The 16,241-nt window shown below is 65.4% G+C and carries 14 protein-coding genes and 1 tRNA gene; 14 read left to right on the top strand and 1 reads right to left on the bottom strand.

Features of this window, described 5'->3' with window-relative positions; translation table 11 throughout:
* Window positions 1-40 precede the first annotated feature (40 nt).
* Window positions 41-1,069, bottom strand: a complete 1,029-nt coding sequence (locus FQY83_RS11460; protein ID WP_146388145.1) for a LacI family DNA-binding transcriptional regulator — start codon at window positions 1,067-1,069, stop codon at window positions 41-43.
* A gap of 371 nt (window positions 1,070-1,440) precedes the next feature.
* On the opposite strand from FQY83_RS11460, the gene thrS reads away from it, so the two are divergent.
* From thrS to FQY83_RS11390, 14 genes are all read left to right on the top strand, one after another.
* Window positions 1,441-3,345, top strand: coding sequence for a threonine--tRNA ligase (gene thrS / locus FQY83_RS11455; protein WP_146388074.1), 1,905 nt, complete (start codon window positions 1,441-1,443; stop codon window positions 3,343-3,345).
* A 97-nt stretch (window positions 3,346-3,442) separates the two neighbouring features.
* Window positions 3,443-3,964: a translation initiation factor IF-3 gene (gene infC, locus FQY83_RS11450; RefSeq protein WP_146388073.1), complete on the top strand. Its 522-nt coding sequence runs from the start codon at window positions 3,443-3,445 to the stop codon at window positions 3,962-3,964.
* Between the two features lie 417 nt (window positions 3,965-4,381).
* Window positions 4,382-4,579 carry a 50S ribosomal protein L35 gene (gene rpmI, locus FQY83_RS11445; RefSeq protein WP_024889803.1) on the top strand — a complete coding sequence of 66 codons (198 nt, stop codon included), beginning with the start codon at window positions 4,382-4,384 and terminating at the stop codon, window positions 4,577-4,579.
* Between the two features lie 13 nt (window positions 4,580-4,592).
* Window positions 4,593-4,952, top strand: coding sequence for a 50S ribosomal protein L20 (gene rplT / locus FQY83_RS11440; RefSeq protein WP_146388072.1), 360 nt, complete (start codon window positions 4,593-4,595; stop codon window positions 4,950-4,952).
* 267 nt (window positions 4,953-5,219) lie between these two features.
* The gene (gene pheS, locus FQY83_RS11435) at window positions 5,220-6,215 is read left to right on the top strand and encodes a phenylalanine--tRNA ligase subunit alpha (protein ID WP_146388071.1); all 996 of its coding nucleotides are present in this window, start codon (window positions 5,220-5,222) and stop codon (window positions 6,213-6,215) included.
* A complete protein-coding gene (gene pheT, locus FQY83_RS11430) occupies window positions 6,212-8,596 on the top strand; it encodes a phenylalanine--tRNA ligase subunit beta (protein WP_146388070.1) in 2,385 nt (794 codons plus the stop codon). Before pheS ends, pheT begins: the two co-directional genes overlap by 4 nt.
* Before the next feature lie 19 nt (window positions 8,597-8,615).
* A complete protein-coding gene (locus tag FQY83_RS11425; RefSeq protein ID WP_146388069.1) occupies window positions 8,616-8,918 on the top strand; it encodes an integration host factor subunit alpha in 303 nt (100 codons plus the stop codon).
* Window positions 8,911-9,267: a MerR family transcriptional regulator gene (locus FQY83_RS11420; RefSeq protein ID WP_146388068.1), complete on the top strand. Its 357-nt coding sequence runs from the start codon at window positions 8,911-8,913 to the stop codon at window positions 9,265-9,267. The genes FQY83_RS11425 and FQY83_RS11420 overlap by 8 nt, the downstream gene beginning before the upstream one ends.
* 93 nt (window positions 9,268-9,360) lie before the next feature.
* Window positions 9,361-9,437, top strand: a tRNA-Pro gene (locus FQY83_RS11415).
* A 166-nt stretch (window positions 9,438-9,603) separates the two neighbouring features.
* A complete protein-coding gene (locus FQY83_RS11410; protein ID WP_146388067.1) occupies window positions 9,604-10,020 on the top strand; it encodes an Arm DNA-binding domain-containing protein in 417 nt (138 codons plus the stop codon).
* 11 nt (window positions 10,021-10,031) lie between these two features.
* A complete protein-coding gene (locus tag FQY83_RS11405; protein WP_146388066.1) occupies window positions 10,032-11,288 on the top strand; it encodes a tyrosine-type recombinase/integrase in 1,257 nt (418 codons plus the stop codon).
* Between the two features lie 72 nt (window positions 11,289-11,360).
* Window positions 11,361-11,687, top strand: a complete 327-nt coding sequence (locus FQY83_RS11400; protein WP_202878181.1) for a hypothetical protein — start codon at window positions 11,361-11,363, stop codon at window positions 11,685-11,687.
* The gene (locus FQY83_RS11395) at window positions 11,684-11,998 is read left to right on the top strand and encodes a helix-turn-helix domain-containing protein (RefSeq protein ID WP_146388064.1); all 315 of its coding nucleotides are present in this window, start codon (window positions 11,684-11,686) and stop codon (window positions 11,996-11,998) included. Before FQY83_RS11400 ends, FQY83_RS11395 begins: the two co-directional genes overlap by 4 nt.
* Before the next feature lie 173 nt (window positions 11,999-12,171).
* Window positions 12,172-16,167, top strand: a complete 3,996-nt coding sequence (locus FQY83_RS11390; RefSeq protein WP_146388063.1) for an NACHT domain-containing protein — start codon at window positions 12,172-12,174, stop codon at window positions 16,165-16,167.
* Window positions 16,168-16,241 lie beyond the last annotated feature (74 nt).

Genomic DNA, 16,241 nt, shown 5'->3' with positions numbered 1-16,241 from the left:
CGGGGACGACGGAGATGTCAACATCTGAGTCGAAAATGCCCTAAGCTCCCGCCCCGGTCGACTTGCGCACCACCAGCGAAGTCGTCAGCCGGGTGCTGTCCACCGGCTCGCCGTTGATCATCCGCACCAGCGCCTCGACCAGCAGTTCGCCGGCGCGGATCGTGTCCTGCACCACCGTGGTCAGCGCGGGCGTGGCGATGCGCGCGGCCGGGATGTCGTCGAAGCCGACGATCGCCACGTCCTCGGGAATGCGCAGGCCGCGCTCGTGGAAGGCGTGCATGGCGCCGATCGCGATCAGGTCGCTGGCGGCGAACACCGCGTCGAACGGCAGGCCGCGTTCGAGCAGCGCCATCGCCGCCGCGTAGCCCGAATCCTCCGCACTCTCGGCGTCCACCTGCAGCGCGCGGTCGAGCGACAGGCCGGCCGCCTGCAGCGCGTCCTCGCAGCCGCGGTAGCGGTCGAGGAACTCGGGGTAGTGGTTCGAGGCGTCGCCGAGGAAGGCGATGCGACGTCGGCCGAGCGCGGCCAGGTGCTCGCCGGCCAGCCGCCCGCCGCCGACGTTGTCGCAGCCGATCGACAGCCCCGGCTGGTCCGGCATCACCGCGCCCCAGCGCACGAACGGCGTGCCCTGTTCCACCAGCTTCTTCAGCTTGCCCTGGTAGGCGAGGTAGTCGCCGTAGCCGAGCAGGATCAGACCGTCGGCCTTGTGGCTGTCGCCGTACTCGGCGTGCCAGTCGTCGGACAGCTGCTGGAACGAGATCAGCAGGTCCTGGCCGTGGCGCGCGCAGGCGCGGGTCACCGAGCCCAGCATCGGCAGGAAGAACGGGTTGATGTGCGACTCGTCCGCGGTCGGGTCCTCGAACAGCAGCAGCGCCAGGGTGCCGGCGTGCTGGCGGCGCAGGCCGGAGGCGTTCTTGTCGACCTTGTAGTTGAGCTGCTCGGCGATCGCGAGGATGCGCTTGCGGGTCTCCTCGTTGACCATCGGGCTGCCGCGCAGCGCGCGCGACACCGTCGGCTGGGAGACCCCGGCCAGGTGCGCGATGTCGAGCGAGGTGGGCTTGCCGCGGATGCTGTTCATGCCGATGACGCCGGGTGCCGGGCCATGATGCCATCCGCGTCCGGACGCCGTTCTGTGCAGTGCAGCATGCGCCGATCCGCGCTAGAATCGCCGGCAGGAACCCGACACCGAAGGTGGCCCGCGGAAACGCCGGCCGAGCGTGCGACATGAGCACTACCGACGCCCATCGCTGACCTGCCGACGAGGCCACCCGCTGGGCGCCCTCGCGGCGCTTTTTTTGTGACCGCGGCTTTTCAGCCAGCGAAGAACCAACAAGCCGTCATCCCGGCGAAAGCCGGGATCCATCTTGAACAGCAACATGGATCCCGGCTTTCGCCGGGATGACGACAGTTCAGACCGTTAATCCCCAGCCATTGGCCCCCATGATCACGATCACCCTCCCAGACGGCAGCCGCCGCGAATTCGACCATCCCGTTTCGGTGATGGACGTCGCCCAGTCGATCGGCCCCGGCTTGGCCAAGGCCACCGTGGCCGGCAAGGTCGACGGCCGCCAGGTCGACGCCTCCGACCTCATCGACCATGACGCCACGCTGCAGATCCTCACGTCGAAGGACGCGGAAGGCGTCGAGATCATCCGCCACTCCGCCGCCCACCTCGTCGGGCACGCGGTCAAGCAGCTCTATCCCGAGGCCAAGATGGTGATCGGCCCGGTGATCGACGACGGCTTCTACTACGACATCTGGCACGAGCGCCCGTTCACGCCCGAGGACCTGGCGGCAATCGAGAAGCGCATGGCCGAGCTGATCGACACCGAGTACGACGTGGTCAAGAAGATGACCCCGCGCGACGAGGTCGTGGCCACGTTCAAGGCCCGCGGCGAGGACTACAAGCTGCGCCTGATCGACGACATGGGTCCGGAAGTCACCGCGATGGGCCTGTACCACCACCAGGAATACGTCGACATGTGCCGCGGCCCGCACGTGCCGAACACGCGTTTCCTCAAGGCCTTCAAGCTGACCCGTATCTCCGGCGCGTACTGGCGCGGCGACTCGAAGAACGAACAGCTGCAGCGCATCTACGGCACGGCCTGGGCGGACAAGAAGCAGCTCGCCGCCTACATCCAGCGCATCGAGGAAGCCGAGAAGCGCGACCACCGCCGCATCGGAAAGCAGCAGGACCTGTTCCACCTGCAGGAAGAGGCGCCGGGCCTGGTGTTCTGGCACCCGAAGGGCTGGGCGGTGTGGCAGGTGGTCGAGCAGTACATGCGCAAGGTCTACCGCGACACCGGCTACGGCGAGGTGCGCTGCCCGCAGATCCTCGACGTCGAGCTGTGGAAGAAGTCCGGCCACTGGGACAACTACAAGGACAACATGTTCTTCACCGAGTCCGAGAAGCGGACCTACGCGGTGAAGCCGATGAACTGCCCGGGCCACGTCCAGGTGTTCAACCAGGGCCTGCACAGCTACCGCGACCTGCCGATCCGCTACGGCGAGTTCGGCGCCTGCCACCGCAACGAGCCCTCCGGCGCGCTGCACGGCATCCTGCGCGTGCGCGGCTTCACCCAGGACGATGGCCACGTGTTCTGCACGCCCTACCAGGTCGAGGACGAGGTGCGCGCGTTCCACGAGCAGGCGCTCAGGGTCTACGCCGACTTCGGCTTCGAGGACATCCAGATCAAGATCGCGCTGCGCCCGGAACCGCGACTCGGCGACGACGCCACCTGGGACACGGCCGAGGACGCCCTGCGCTCGGCCCTGCGCGCCTCGGGCGTGGCGTGGCAGGAGCTGCCGGGCGAGGGCGCCTTCTACGGCCCCAAGATCGAGTACCACCTCAAGGACGCGATCGGGCGCACCTGGCAGCTCGGGACCATGCAGGTTGACTTCATGATGCCCGGCCGCCTGGGCGCCGAATACGTCGACGAGCACAGCCAGAAGCAGACCCCGGTGATGCTGCACCGGGCCATCGTCGGCTCGATGGAGCGCTTCATCGGCATCCTGATCGAGCACCACGCCGGCAGCTTCCCGGCTTGGCTGGCGCCGGTCCAGGCGGTGGTCATGAACATCACCGACGCCCAGGCCGACGCCGTCGTCGATGTGGCCAAGGCCTTGAATTCGAAGGGATTCAGGACCATATCCGACATCCGCAACGAGAAGGTCGGCTACAAGATCCGCGAACACACCCTGCAGCGGGTACCCTATCTGCTGGTCGTGGGCGACCGCGAGCGGGAAACGGGCACGGTGGCGGTCCGGACCCGGGCGGGCGAGGACCTGGGGACGATGGCGGTCGAAGCCTTCGCGGACCGGCTGGCCGGCGAATTCCGGGCCTGACGGTTGTATCCGGGCCGGATTCCGTTAAAAATCTGTACGAGCGGCCCGGCGGGCGCCCCCCTCATGCCGCCGGCTTTTTCCATTCCGGAGACGCAGTATTAGCACCCCAGACAAGCAGAATCGCCGCAACAACGAAATCCGCGTGCCGCGCGTGCGCGTGATCGGTTCCGACGGAGAAATGGTCGGCGTGTTGTCGCGCGACGAAGCATTGCAGATGGCCGAGGACGAAGGCCTCGACCTGGTCGAGATCCAGCCCAATGCGGATCCGCCGGTCTGCAAGATCATGGACTTCGGCAAGTTCAAGTTCGACCTGCAGAAGAAGGCCAACGAGGCCAAGAAGAAGACCAAGCAGGTCGAGATCAAGGAAGTGAAGTTCCGTCCGGTCACGGACGAGGGCGACTACCAGATCAAGCTGCGCAAGATGCGCGCCTTCCTCGAGGAAGGCGACAAGATCAAGGTCAACATCCGCTTCCGCGGCCGCGAGATGAGCCACCAGGAGCTCGGCCGCGAGATGGCCGCGCGGATCGAGGCCGACCTCGGCGAGGACATCGTCATCGAATCGCGCCCGCGCCTGGAAGGGCGGCAGATGGTGATGATGATTGCCCCCAAGAAGAAGTGAACTCACGCGCCGCAGGCGCGTGAGGCCAACTGTTCCCCTCCCCCGCTTGCGGGGGAGGGTTAAGGGTGGGGGAGAGCGCCGGAAGGCGCTCTTCGCTTTTCTGAAGCCACCGCCACGCCGTTGGCCCCCACCCCAGCCCTCCCCCGCAGGCGGGGGAGGGAGCAGAAAGCCGCCGGCTCCCAAACTCCCTGATTTGCAAGGAAATCCACAAGCCGGCATAATGCCCGGCCCGGTTCCCCGGGAGCTGTACGCAACACCTTTGGACCCGCCCTGATCCCTTTTGGAATCAGTGGCTTACAAACCGGCCAGGCAGGATGGAAAGCCCGTCCGCAGGCGGAGCTTCGCGGCGTAGCCGCAAAGCACCGACTGGGGAACGGCGCCCGGGCCAGTACTAGAAACGACCCCAAGGACATCGCAATGCCCAAGATCAAGACGCATCGGGGCGCGGCCAAGCGCTTCCGGAAGACCGCTTCCGGCAAGTACAAGGCAGGCCACGCCAACCGCAGCCACATCCTCACCAAGAAGGCGACCAAGCGGAAGCGCAACCTCCGGCAGACGAACCACGTTCGTGCCGAGGACGCGGGCCGTCTGGACCGCATGCTTCCCTATCTCTGAGGAGGGCTGAACAATGGCACGAGTCAAGCGTGGCGTGCAGGCGCGCCGTCGTCACAAGAAGGTTCTCGGCCGCGCGAAGGGCTACTACAACGCCCGTCGCAAGGTCTTCCGCGTCGCCAAGCAGGCGGTCATCAAGGCGGGCCAGTACGCCTACATCGGCCGCAAGCAGAAGAAGCGCAATTTCCGTTCGCTGTGGATCACCCGCATCAATGCGGCGGCCCGCATCAACGGCCTGAGCTACAGCCGCTTCATGAACGGCCTGCTCAAGGCCGGCATCACCCTGGACCGCAAGGTGCTGGCGGACATCGCCGTGCACGACGCGGCCGGGTTTGCGGCCCTGGCTGAAAAGGCAAAGGGCGCGCTCGCGGCGTAATGCACGTCCCCATCGCGGCCGCCCGCGCAAGCGCGCGGCGGCGCGGCGAAGGGAGACAAGCTGGTACACGCATGGGGAAGGGCGCAAGTCCTTCCCCATTTCTTTTTCCCGCTTTTGCCGTCATTCCGGCGAAAGCCGGAAGTGGTTTTCAACAGACGAAGTCTGGTCATCCATGTTGGGGTTTTGCAGTTGCTCCGGGTTCGCCGGAACCGACGGCAAAATGGATCCCAGCTTGCGCTGGGATGACGAGCGTGGGGCAATGAACACATGAGCGACATCGAGTCACTGTCGAAACAGGCGCTTGCCGACATCGCCGCGGCGGCGGGTACCGACGCGCTGGAAGCGCTGCGGGTGTCGCTGCTCGGCAAGGGCGGCAGCATCACCGCGCAGCTCAAGTCGCTGGGCGCGCTGCCGGGCGACCAGCGCAAGGCCGCGGGCGAGGCGATCAACCGCGCGCGCGACGCGATCGGCGAGGCGCTGTCGGCGCGCAAGGCCGCGCTCGAGGACGCGGAACTGGACGCGCGCCTGGCCGGCGAATCGATCGACGTCACCCTGCCCGGGCGCGACGCCGGTCGCGGCGGGATCCATCCGATCAGCCGCACCATGCAGCGCATGGCCGACATCTTCGGCCGCCTCGGCTACGACCTCGCCGACGGCCCCGAGATCGAGGACGACTGGCACAACTTCGAGGCGCTGAACTTCCCGCCGCACCATCCGGCGCGGGCGATGCACGACACCTTCTACTTTGGCGACGGCCGCCTGCTGCGCACGCACACCTCGGGCGTGCAGGTGCGCTACATGGGCGAACATGCGCCGCCGCTGCGGATGATCGCGCTGGGCAAGGTCTACCGCTCCGATTCCGACCAGACCCATTCGCCGATGTTCCACCAGTGCGAAGGCCTTCTGGTGGACGAGCATTCCACCTTCGCCGACCTCAAGGGCACGCTGGCCGAATTCGTACGCGCGTTCTTCGAGCGCGACTTCGAGATGCGCTTCCGGCCGAGCTACTTCCCGTTCGTCGAGCCTGGCGCGGAAGTCGACATCGCCTGGCAGCGCCCGGACGGCAGCACGCGCTGGCTGGAGGTGCTCGGCTGCGGCATGGTCCATCCGAACGTGCTGCGCAGCGTAGGCATCGATCCCGAGCGCTATACCGGCTTCGCCTTCGGCATGGGCGTGGAGCGGCTGGCGATGCTGCGCTACGGCGTCGACGACCTGCGCGCGTTCTTCGACAACGACCTGCGTTTCCTGAGGCAGTTCGCATGAAATTCTCCGAAAACTGGCTCCGGCAGCACGTCCCCACCGATGCCACGCGCGAGCGCCTGGCCGAGGTGCTGACCGCGATCGGCCTCGAGGTCGAGGACGTGACCGCGCTCGGCGAAGCGCTGGACGGCGTGGTCGTCGCGCGCATCGTGTCGGCGGAGAAGCATCCGGAAGCCGACCGCCTGCAGGTCTGCCAGGTCGACGCCGGCGGCGCCGCGCCGCTGCAGATCGTCTGCGGCGCGCCGAATGCGCGCGCGGGCCTGGTCGCGCCGCTGGCCACGATCGGCACGAGGATCGGCGAGCTCACGATCAAGGCCGCGAAACTGCGCGGCGTGGAATCGAACGGCATGCTGTGCTCGGCCAAGGAACTGGGCCTCGACGCCGACGCCTCCGGCCTGCTGGAACTCCCCGACGACGCCCCGGTCGGCACGCCGCTCGCCGACTACCTCGGCCTGCCCGACGCCAGCATCGAGATCAAGCTCACCCCCAACCGCGCCGACTGCTTCAGCGTTCGCGGCATCGCCTTCGATGTGGCCGCCGCGGTCGGCAGCGAGGTCGCCGCATTCGACGCCACGCCGGTGCCGACCGCGATCGACGCGACCCTGCCGGTCGAACTGCACGCCGGCGCCGACGCGCCGCGCTACCTCGGCCGCGTGATCGAGGGCGTCGACGCCACCGCGCGCACGCCGCTGTGGATGGCCGAGCGCCTGCGCCGCGGCGGCGTGCGCCCGGTGAGCTTCCTGGTCGACGTGACCCAGTACGTGATGCTGGAGCTCGGCCAGCCGATGCACGCCTTCGACCGCGACCTGCTCAAGGGCCCGGTCGGCGTGCGCCGTGCGCGCAGGGGCGAGGCGCTCAAGCTGCTCGACGGACGCGACGCGACGCTGGACGAGGAGTTCCTCGCCATCACCGACGCCGACCGCGTGGTCGCGCTGGCCGGCGTGATGGGCGGCTTTGACACCCGCGTCACCGACGCGACGAAGCACGTCTTCCTCGAAGCCGCGCATTTCGCCCCGGCCGCGATCATCGGCCGCAGCCGCCGGCTGGGCATGCACACCGATGCCGCGCACCGCTTCGAGCGCGGCGTCGACCCGGCGCTGCCGCGCACCGCGATCGAGGTCGCCACGCGCCTGATCCTCGACGTCGCCGGCGGCCGGCCGGGCCCCGTGGTCGAAGCCGCGCTCGACCAATTCCTGCCGCAGCCGGCGCCGATCGGGCTGCGCCGGGCGCGGCTGGCGCGCGTGCTCGGCCTGGTCGTGCCCGACGCCGAGGTCGAACGCATCCTGCGCGCGCTGGGCATGGACGTGGCCGCGGCCGACGACGGCTGGCGGGTGGTCCCGCCCAGCCGCCGCTTCGACATCGCCATCGAGGAAGACCTGATCGAGGAAGTGGCGCGCATCCACGGCTACGACGCGATCCCGACCACGCTGCCCGGCGGCGCGGCGCGCATCGCCGTGCCGAGCGAGACGCAGGCCTCCGATGCCGAACTGCGCGCGCAGCTGGTCGCGCGCGGCTGGTTCGAGGCGGTGAACTTCGCCTTCGTCGACGAAGCCCTGCTGGCGCACTGGCAGGCCAGCGACGGCGGCGTCCCCCTGGCCAATCCGCTGAGCGCCGAACTGGGCGTGATGCGCACGCAACTGCTGCCGGGCCTGGTGGCCGCGCTCGGCCGCAACCTCGCGCGCCAGCAGCCGCGCGTGCGCCTGTTCGAGCTGGGCAAGGTGTTCGCCGCGGCCGGCGCAGGCGCCGCACCGGTGGAGACGCCGCGCATCGCCGCGGTCCTCCACGGCGACGCCCGCGCCGAGCAGTGGGGCGAACCGGCGCGCAAGGCCGACTTCCACGACCTCAAGGGCGACCTCGACAGCCTCGCGGCCTGCGCCGGCGCGCGGCTCGAATATCGGCCGTCGAACGCGCCGCACGGTCACCCCGGCCGCAGCGCCGAGGTCTGGCGCGTCGACGGCGCCGGCGAACGCATCGGCTGGATCGGCGAACTGCATCCGCGCCTGCTGCGCGCGCTGGACCTGGACGGCGCCGTCATCGCCTTCGAACTCGACCTGGAGCCGCTGCGCCGGCGCGCGATTCCGCGCGCGCAGGGCCTGTCGCGCTATCCGTCCGTCCGCCGGGACCTCGCGTTCGTCGCCCCGGAGGGCGTGCCCTGGGCCGCGCTGGAGGCCACCATCCGGCAGGCCGCGGGCGCGCTGCTGGCCGAGGTCCGGCTGTTCGACCGTTATGTCGGCAAGGGGGTCGATCCGGGATTCAGAAGTCTCGCAACCGGCTTGATTCTGCAGGATAAATCCCGCACTCTCACCGATAGTGACGTGGATGTTGCACTGGCCGGGGTCATCGCCGCCCTGCAGGACGAACACGGCGCCAGGATCAGAAGCTGATGTTGCCTCGGGGGACAGCGTGGCGTTGACCAAAGCGGAAATGGCCGAAAAGCTCTACGAGGAAGTCGGCCTCAACAAGCGCGAGGCGAAGGAATTCGTCGACGCGTTCTTCGACGTGCTGCGCGAGGCGCTCGAACAGGGCCGCCAGGTGAAGCTGTCGGGCTTCGGCAACTTCGACCTGCGCCGCAAGAACGAGCGCCCCGGCCGCAACCCCAAGACCGGCGAGGAGATCCCGATCTCCGCCCGCACCGTGGTCACCTTCCGTCCGGGCCAGAAGCTGAAGGAACGCGTCGAGACCTACACGGGGACGCACAATGCTTGACCCCGGAAGCAACCGCGAACTCCCGCCGATCCCGGCCAAGCGCTACTTCACCATCGGCGAGGTCAGCGAGCTGTGCGACGTCAAGCCGCACGTCCTGCGCTACTGGGAGACCGAATTCCCGAGCCTGAGCCCGGTCAAGCGCCGCGGCAACCGCCGCTACTACCAGCGCCACGACGTGCTGATGGTGCGCCAGATCCGCGGCCTGCTGTACGAGCAGGGCTACACCATCGGCGGCGCCCGCCTGCGCCTGGAGGGCGAGGGCGCGAAGCAGGAATCGGCGATGAGCAGCCAGATCGTGCGCCAGGTGCGGATGGAGCTGGAGGAGATCCTGCAGCTGCTGAAGCGGTAGCGCGGCCGTGCCGCAACGGGTTTCCGCCGCGCCGGCGCGTTCAGCCGGATCGCGGGGCGACGGGCCCCGCGGCGCGCTATAATCCGCACCCACCGGGGTATAGCGCAGCCTGGTAGCGCACTTGTCTGGGGGACAAGTGGTCGTCGGTTCAAATCCGGCTACCCCGACCATTTCAAGGGACGACAAGGCCCAAAGAAGTCCAAAAAACCCCTGATTTTCAGGGGTTTTTTGTTGTTTGATGTCCAGCGAAAATCAGTGGAATCACACTGAATCCAAATTCGCGGCGCGGTAGCTATTGCAGTAACGTTCTTGGGCCAAAACCCAGTTACCGCGACGATGGATGACACCGCTCTCCAAGCCGCGCAGCCGCGCGACAAGCCCTACAAGATTCACCCCGGACGCCGGGGTGTGTATCTGATCGTAACGCCGAAGGGCGCGAAGTATTGGCGCTACGACCTGCGGCGGCGTGGCATGCACACCACGCTGTCGCTGGGCGTGTTCCCGGAGACGTCCCTTGAAGACGCGCTAGCCGAGCGCGACCGCATCCACGCCATGGCCGTCATGGGCATCCATCCCAGCGTCGCGCGGCGTGCGGCCCGGCAGGGGGCGACCCTCGGCTGCGCCGGGGCCGCCTTTGCCCTCGCGCTGTCGCCGGACGGGGAGCTTTCCGTCACCGTCGGCGAGCACATCCTGCACCTGACCCGGCCGCAGACGGACGCCATTCGTTCCGTGCTGCTGGCCTGCCGCAGCTGAGAGGGCATGGGATGGCGCTCTCTGACCTGGCGATCCGCAAGACCAAGCCCGCCGCCAAGCCTGTCAAGCTGGTCGACGGCGGCGGCCTGTACCTGATCCTGCGCCCGGATGGCGGGCGCTGGTGGCGTCTGGACTACCGGCGGCCGGTGACTGGCAAGCGCAACACCCTGTCTCTGGGCACCTATCCGTTCGTCGGACTCGCCGAGGCTCGCGACAAGCGTTATGCCGCCAAGAAGCTGCTGGCCGTGGGGATCGACCCCGGGCAGCAGCGGAAGGCGGAGAAAGCCGTCGCTGCCGATCGGGCGGCCAGCAGCTTCGCCGCCGTCGCGGACGAGCTGTTGACGCAGCGGGCGCAAAAACTGGCGCCGGGCTCGGCCGTGCGGGAGCGTCGGCTGCTGGAAAAGGATCTGGAGCCGTACATTGGCAGCCTGCCCGTCTCCGAGGTGCCTGCGCCGTTGTTGTTGCAGGCCCTGCGCAAGATCGTGGGGCGAGGAGCGGTCGAGACGGCCCATCGTGCCCGTGCGCTGGCCAGCCAGGTGTTCCGATATGCCGTCGCCACGGGCCGGGCGGATCGGAACCCGGCGACCGACCTGATCGGGGCACTGGCCCAGCCCAAGGAAGGGCATTTCGCTGCGCTGACCGAGCCGGCCCAGGTCGGCCCCATGCTGCGCGCGCTGCACGGCTACGAGGGAACGCCCGTGGTGATGGCTGCCCTCAAGCTGGCGCCGCTGGTCTTCGTACGCCCCGGGGAACTGCGGCGGGCACGCTGGTCGGACATCAACCTGGAGGCCGGAGAGTGGCGCTTCACCGCCAGCAAGACCGGCACGCCGCACATCGTGCCGCTGGCGACGCAGGCCGTGGAAATCCTCAAGGAACTGCAGCCGCTGACCCGCAGGAGCGTGTACGTCTTCCCCGGCATCCGCGACTGCGACCGTCCCATGAGCGATAACACGGTGAATGCGGCCCTGCGCCGCATGGGCTTCGACGGCGACACCATGACCGGCCACGGCTTCCGGGCGATGGCGCGCACGATCCTCGACGAAGTGCTGGGCTTCCGTCCGGACTACATCGAGCACCAGTTGGCGCATTCGGTGCGCGATCCGTTGGGGCGGGCCTACAACCGCGCCACCCACCTGCCCGAACGGCGGAAGATGATGCAGGCTTGGGCCGACTATCTCGACCGGCTGCGCGACGGTCGGGAGGACAAGGCGACAGGGGACAGCAATGGGCAGCAGGCCACCGTGGAGGCCGGAAGACATGCAGCCTGAACAAGCCTCGACGTCTTGCCTCCGATTCGACAATCTATACGCAGATAACGTATAGTTATGAAAGCGCTATTCGTGGAACTGCCCCCGTTCGACCGGCACCGGGCACAGTATCTGGACGACGAGGCTTTCCGGGCTTTCCAGGCCGGGTTGCTGCGGAATCCGGAGGCTGGAGACGTCATTCAGGGAACCGGCGGCTTGCGGAAGGTGCGGTTCGTCGACGAACGACGGCAGAAGGGCAAGCGTGGCGGCATACGGATCATCTACTACTGGTGGCTTGAAGGCGCCCAGTTCTGGCTGTTCACCCTGTACGGCAAGGGTGTCCAGGATGACCTGAGCGAGGCGCAGAAGAAGGTGCTCAGGAATCTGTTGAAAGCCGAGATTGAGGCGAGGAAATCATGAAGCGTGATGTGTTTGCTGAACTGGTAGAAGGATTCGATGCCCTTGCGGCGGAACGCCAGGGCAAGGTCACGCTGCGTTCTCACAAGGTGCAGTTGGAAGATCTTCCGGAGGTCACCGCGGACGAACTGATCCAGATCCGCGAGCACCTGAAAATGTCCCGCCCCGTGTTCGCGATGTATCTGCGCACCAATGCCCGAACCCTGGAGAACTGGGAGCAGGGCCGGGCCAAGCCGAACGCACAGGCCACGACGCTCATTCGGTTGGTGCAGAAGTATCCGGAAACCGTGGAGCATTTGGCCGCGTTGGCCTGATCGCGCCTGTCAGAGCGGCTTCTCGACGCCTTGTACGGTTTTTCACTCATCCGAATACTGATCCGGAAGTGCGCGCCGAGTTCGGGTCTATGCTGCAGGATCTAGTGCAGGGCATGGCGCGTCACGGATAGGGCAGCTCAGGGGTGGTTGGAAGCGCGCGGGGAATGCAGGTGGTGAAGAAGAAGTCGTCGCATGACGAAAGCACGGTTGGTGGTGCCTCCGTGAAAGGGAGGCGCCGTACCGCCGGAGGCGCCGCAACCGGTGCTGGTATCAACTTTCAAGCCGCCGTCACGGCAATCGCCGGGGTCCATCTCATCGAAGGGACACCACTGTCATGGTTCGACGGCGTGACAGCAGATGTTCCTGTGGCGGTATGGGCTGAATCGGGCGAAGCGGGGGACGACGTCAGACTTGAGCTTCGCAATGGGAACATCGTGGAAGCGCAGGTCAAGAGGGGGCTGCGGGTTGGGGCCGACCTGTGGGATCCACTGCTCAAGCTGGCGAGGGCCATTGATTCCGGAGAGATCGACTACGGAGTTCTGGTCGTATCCCCGGACAGCAGTAGATCGGTTGCCTACGGGTTGGCGAAGGACATCCGGCATCTCGCGGATGGAAGGACGGATTCGCTGTCCAAGCAGGGAGAGACCTGGCACACGACGCTCGAAGATGCCGGCCTTTCTGTTTCCGAAACATGCGCCCGGCTGCGCATTCGCGTCGTGCATGCGATCGAGTCGGACGCAGTAGCTATTTCGACAGCAAGATCGTTATTGTCCCGCCTCATTTCGAGTCAGGAAACGGCAGCATGGGCTTGGGACCGCTTGTATCGAGAGGCGCACGAACTCATTGAACGGCGTGGTCGCTGGACAATTCCTGCCCTGCTGAAGCTGCTGGATTCTGCAGGCTTTGGACAAAACGCAATAGCCTCCCCAGTCGTTGTCGCGTCGCGACTCTGCGATTGGGTACGGGACACCAACCGAAGTTTCTCGATCTTGGGGGTGAAATCCGAGCTTTCCATCCAGGACGCATGGATTCCCCTGAAAGCGGCCACCACTAGTGCAAGCAACCAAGTGGGGGAGGATCTCGCGGTTGCCTTGGAGCGCTACTACGCCAGAAATCCGCGAAAATCGAAAGACGATGAGAACAAGGTTGTCGATGCTCAGTGGATCGGGAGGTTCTACACGCGCGCCGTTGTCGTGGCGGGACCCGGCATGGGCAAGAGCACCCTGCTGACCAAGCTTGCGCAACTATATGCTGCGGACGGATATCCGTTGTTGAAGGTGCGCCTTGCCGCGGTCGCGGCCCGTATGGCAGGTGGCTACAGCTTCTTGGACAGCGTTCTCCATTTCGGCCTTTCCGGTTCCGGCATCACTGCGCGGGCTGCAATGGATGCGGGGTTGCAAGACTGGGTTCTGCTTTGCGACGGGTTGGACGAGTGCCATTCCGAGCAGGAAGCCGTGGCCGAGGGGATCTCACAGTTTGCAGCCGGATACCCCCATGCACGCGTAGTTGTCACCACGCGCCCCATCGGTTATCACACCGCCAGATTCGCCGAGTGTCGACACTACGAATTACTTCCGCCTGAGAAGGACGCCGCGCCGAAGTCCCTGGCAAATCTGCTGCGTGCGGCCGCACCCTCAAGTACAGATCTGGTTGTACGTGCCGACGAGATCGCCAAGAAATCGCTTGCCGCTGGAGCGGGCGAAGTCATCGCCTGGAGTCCGCACATGCTCGGCATGGCCGCATCTCTGCTCGCGAGTAGCCGCAGACTGGGCACTACGAAGGCGGAGCTTTACCAGAACCTGTTCGACTTGATCGATTCGGTGCCAAACGCGAGGGCTGGCGATCCGGGTGTTTCCAAGCCTGTGCTGATCGGCGTGCTGAATGTGCTGGGATGGGAGTTGGTGTCCGACCCGCTTGCGCCGACGCGCGATCTTGAGCGTCGGTGCGCGGCACGTCTGGAGGGTGACTTGTCGGTGCCGGCGCTGAAGGCACAGGAAATTGCGGCGGCGTGCCTGCGGTACTGGGAGGACGTGGGTTTGATCGAACGGTTACATCACGGCCAAACCGCTTTGATCGCGTTCGTTCACAAGACGTTTGCTGAATTCGCTGCGGCCAGATTCCTGTGCAACGATGCGCCAGAGGACGAACGTATCCGATTGATCGATGATCGAATCGCCAAGAACGACTGGGCAGAAATCTTTAACTTTGCCGGTGGTCTAGGGGCCGGACGGGATGTTGTCGCAGCTTTCCTCAAGAATGCCGGTACTGGCTATTCCGGGTCTCTCACGCAGGTGCTGCGGATCATTGCTATGCCGGAGGCCCGTTGCTCGGAAGAAATGCGGCGTCGGGTCTTGGAGCACGCTTGGGAAATTGTCGATTCCACGCGTACAGATGAAGCCATCGCGATCGGCACTGCACTGGCTGACCTTGCCAGAGTCCATCCGGACGAGATCGGCGCCGTAGCGACTACCCGCCTGGCCAGTTCCCAATACTGGACGCGTCTGATTGCATGGCTCTGCGCGGTGGAGGCGGGGCCGGATTACTACGAGCTGATGGATGCGCCGAACGCGTTGGTTGGCATTGCGAGCAAGGTTGGCCCCCTTACTGCTTCGTTGCTCGGAAACATCATCGTCAGGGGAAACGAGGAAGGCGATTTGACCCGCCGCCTGGCACTGTCTATAGCCAGGCGAATTGGCGCTGACCAGCAGTTGATAGAGGCAAGCGGATTCCTTGCGGTCGTCGAACATCCAGCTTTGAATAACATTGGCTTCCAAGAGGAAGTGGCCAAAATTCTCGGCATCCCGTTGCGCATACACAAGAAGTTCGCAAGACAACTCGCCAAAGAGATCAAGCGGATGAGCAAGATAGTTGCGAATGACGAATTCGTCGACTCGGAGGGCAGGGCGATGGAAGCGTTATTCGGCAGTCTTGCGGCATTGGGGGCGCATACCGATGAGTACGACATCAACAGCCAGGTTCCGCTGCATTTGTGTGCATATGTCGGGCTCACCGGAATTGGGCAGGTGACGTACTCGGACTTTGATGCATGGAAGGACCCTTATGACGAAGAGATGGTGCGTGAGGTCATCCAATCGCTCGCGAAGGTCTCGATCCTGGATCCGATATCGTTGCAGCGCGAAGCGGCCTCGGCGCTTGGGTTGCTTAAAGAAGGTCGAGAGGGGCTCTGGTTGCGAATATTCGGAGCGGCAAGTGTTGATGTGCCGGAGCCGGACTGGGAGCGGGTGCGTGACGTCGGTGTCGATAGGGCCTTGTTGCTGAAGGCTGTGCTGCACAAGTCGAGATGGTTGAGCATCGTTGCAGTCAATCTGTTGGATGGGTTCGATCCTCTGGAAGAGCGAGAAGTTGAGTATCTGCTGGAAAAGGCTAACGGCTTCAGCTTTGCGATCGTCGCCTATCTGACCGGCAGACTTGGAGATCGCGGCAGTCAACTCCTGCTCGACAGGATCAATGGATCTCAAGTCGATGGTCTGGAGTATCTCTTCAACAAGCTGTGCGAGTCGAATGTGGCATGGTCTGATGCTGTGCTGAAAGCGCTTCGTGCCGGGTTGTTTTCGGAATCCGCTTCCGCGGCGAAGGAAGCCGCGTTGCTGGCGGCAGCATATGGCGGCTCCGGGGTCAGAATCCCCGCAGATCTGCTAGAGCAGGCTTATCAGCACTGGCTAGTACATGAGAAGCCATATCCAAAGAGGAATGGAGTGGTTCCGATCACTCCGAGAGGCGCGCTCATGCAGGCGATGATATCGACGAACATTTGTTCTGATGAGCGTCTGATTGAGGGCCTGATCGATCCGCATCTCGAAGTTAGCGAAGCAGCAATAGATGGATTGGTCGGCAGGATGGCGACGAGCGATCAGATGCAGGCGCATTTTGTCGAGAGGGTGCTTGAGCGGAAAGTGTCGGCAAAAAGTTTGAACGCATTACTTCTGAAGGATGCGGCAATCTCCAGGCAGTTCGTCGGGAAGATGCTTGTCCTGTTGAACGACAACGATCCGAAGTACAGGCTCGCTGCGAGCCGCCTGCTGGATGCTCGCTACCTTCCAGCAAGCCAGATCTTGGAATCGGCGCAACGTCTTCTGAAGGATCCGGAACGGGAGATCAGAGGGCGGGCGCGAGGTATCCTTAAAACGGTCGAGGGGCTCGTGACCTAAGGTACGTACGTCGCCGGAAGTGGGTCGCCTGTGCGGGTCCGCTGCACGTGCTGCTCTCCTTGGCGTGGCGGATA

The organism is Luteimonas marina, assembly GCF_007859325.1.
GTDB classification, from domain to species: Bacteria; Pseudomonadota; Gammaproteobacteria; order Xanthomonadales; family Xanthomonadaceae; genus Luteimonas; species Luteimonas marina.
The sequence above is the reverse complement of the archived record's forward strand: the minus strand, read 5'-3'. Positions and strand labels throughout refer to the sequence as shown.

Excerpts from the sequence above, each read along its gene's own strand:
- pheS (WP_146388071.1), top strand. The coding sequence starts at position 5,220 with ATGAGCGACATCGAGTCACTGTCGAAACAGGCGCTTGCCGACATCGCC.
- FQY83_RS11420 (WP_146388068.1), top strand. The coding sequence starts at position 8,911 with ATGCTTGACCCCGGAAGCAACCGCGAACTCCCGCCGATCCCGGCCAAG.
- pheT (WP_146388070.1), top strand. The coding sequence starts at position 6,212 with ATGAAATTCTCCGAAAACTGGCTCCGGCAGCACGTCCCCACCGATGCC.
- FQY83_RS11410 (WP_146388067.1), top strand. The coding sequence starts at position 9,604 with ATGGATGACACCGCTCTCCAAGCCGCGCAGCCGCGCGACAAGCCCTAC.
- thrS (WP_146388074.1), top strand. The coding sequence starts at position 1,441 with ATGATCACGATCACCCTCCCAGACGGCAGCCGCCGCGAATTCGACCAT.
- rplT (WP_146388072.1), top strand. The coding sequence starts at position 4,593 with ATGGCACGAGTCAAGCGTGGCGTGCAGGCGCGCCGTCGTCACAAGAAG.
- rpmI (WP_024889803.1), top strand. The coding sequence starts at position 4,382 with ATGCCCAAGATCAAGACGCATCGGGGCGCGGCCAAGCGCTTCCGGAAG.
- FQY83_RS11405 (WP_146388066.1), top strand. The coding sequence starts at position 10,032 with ATGGCGCTCTCTGACCTGGCGATCCGCAAGACCAAGCCCGCCGCCAAG.
- FQY83_RS11395 (WP_146388064.1), top strand. The coding sequence starts at position 11,684 with ATGAAGCGTGATGTGTTTGCTGAACTGGTAGAAGGATTCGATGCCCTT.